A 1,965-nucleotide genomic window follows, 5' to 3' on the forward strand; every position below is an offset into this window, starting at 1 on the left:
CGGGCTGGAGTCCTGGACCGGCAGTCTGGTCCGGTGGCGATCGGTCCTGTCCTGCAGGATCTGCTTCACCTTGTGGTGTGGGGTGTGCAGGGCGATGTCGGGGTCGCCGGCTCGTTGCAGGATGTTGATCGCGGCGTTCACGTCGGCCTGCCACACCACCCGGCACAAGGTGCAGTGAAGCCGGTCCCCGCCGCGTCGGCCGAGCCGGCCGCAGCGGTGACAGGTTTGTGAGGTGTAGGCGGCGTTGACGTGTACGAGCGCAGAACCTCTGCGCTCCGACACGCTTGCTAGGGCCTCGGCGGTGACTCCTTTGGTCCACGCGGCGAGGCGCCGGTTGACGTTCTTGCCGAGCGTTGTGCGTCCGGCGAAGGTCTTGGTGAGGTCTTCGGCAACCACCGTGGCGGCCTTGTCGACGACCCGGTGCACGGCGGTGAAGATCTCGCTGCGGACCTGGGACCGGTGCCGGGCGGCCTGTCGGTCCCGCTTCACGTAGCCCAGGTTGTTGGCCTTGATCCGCTGCGCTTTGGCGTGGTTGCCGCGCTGGGCGGCGGTGTTCGCGATCGACCGTAGCTTGGCCCGCCGGCGGTTGCGTTCGGTCAGTCGGTCCGACTCGGCGGTCAGCAGTTGCCCGAGTCGGACGCCGTGATGTTCTCCGTCGGAGTCGGTCAGCGCCTCGGTGTAACCCTTGTCGACCCCGACCACGTGCTCACCGCACGGCCGCCGCGACGACCGTAGTTGCGCTGCGTCGATCTGATAGTGCACCTCGACCCGGCCATCGCGCAGGATCAGTCGCAGCGTCCCGGTCGGGGCGACAGTGGTCGACAGCGGGATCTTGACCAGCTTGTAGCGTTCGAGTCCCGGGATGGCCAGCCACAGTCGACCGCTGCCGTCGACCTTGGTGTTATGCCGGTCGGCGCGCACGACGATCTGATCGTGGGTGCGGTTCTTGCCGCGCCTCCAATGTTTACGCATCTGCCGGGCCAAGAACGGGTCGGCGGCCCACTGGTCGGCCTTCAGTGCGGTGAACAGCCGCTTCCGTTCGGTCGGATCGCTCGTGCGCCGGTCGATCGCGCGGCGCACCTTCACCTTGGCAGAGGCCATGTTCGCCGCGATGTCGGCCATCGCGTCGCGAACAGTTTCCTTCCACGCATTCGCCAGCGTCCCGAACTGAGCGTGCGTGCCGTCGGCCAGCCACCGGTCCCGGACCTGCCGATCGGTCAGCCCGGACCCCACCCCACGGATCGAGCCGTAGCGCTGCCACACCTCACTACGCACCCGGCCCAGCCGGCGCGCCTGCTCCACCAGGGCGGCGTACTTGCCCGGGTTGAGGCGGTCCGAGTAGGCGATCCGGGTGACCTTCACTGGTCTCCGCCCGTCGTCAGGTCCGCCCCTTTGAGTTCCTTCTCGTAGCGCCGCAGCCCGTACAGTCGACAGGAGAAGGTATGCACGATCGCCAGCAGGTCCTCGACCATCTCCTGCTGAGGCGACAGTGCTTCCTGGTTAGCGACGACGATCTCGCAGTTGTTGCGGGCCGCCACGTGCTCCAGGAATTCGAAGCCGAACCGGGCCAGTCGGTCCTTGTGGGCCACCACCAGCGTGGCAACCTCACCCCGGTCGATCGCGTCCATCAGCGCCAGGAACTTCTTGCGGCGCAGGTTCAGCCCGCCGCCGACCTCGCTGACCCACTCGTCCACGGCCAGCCCGCGGGCCAGGCAGAACTGCTGCATCGACTCGACCTGCGAGGCCAGGTCGGCCTTCTGGCCCGGGGACGACACCCGGCAGTACACCACGACCCTCCGGCGGTCGGCGTCCAAGCCCGGCTGCAGCACCTTGCGCACATCGGAGTCGTCGAAGTAACGCTGACCCGACGGCAGCCGGCGCACGCTGATCCGCCCCTCCGCCTCCCAGCGACGCACCGTGCCCACCGAGCGGCCCACCCGCTTGGCGAACTCCCCGATCCGATAA

2 protein-coding genes are annotated in these 1,965 nt (G+C 68.1%); both read right to left on the reverse strand.

Annotation, left to right across the window (positions count from 1 at the left end; translation table 11 throughout):
* Positions 1-1,362: RNA-guided endonuclease TnpB family protein (locus JNW87_RS38115; RefSeq protein WP_109801325.1), on the reverse strand; the 1,362-nt coding region annotated here is incomplete at its 3' end.
* A partial coding sequence (locus JNW87_RS38120) for an IS607 family transposase (RefSeq protein WP_236647523.1) occupies positions 1,359-1,965 on the reverse strand: 607 nt, incomplete at its 5' end. The genes JNW87_RS38120 and JNW87_RS38115, both read right to left, overlap by 4 nt.

Source organism: Micromonospora sp. ATA51, from assembly GCF_016802855.1.
In the GTDB taxonomy this organism is placed as follows: Bacteria; Actinomycetota; Actinomycetes; order Mycobacteriales; family Micromonosporaceae; genus Micromonospora; species Micromonospora sicca.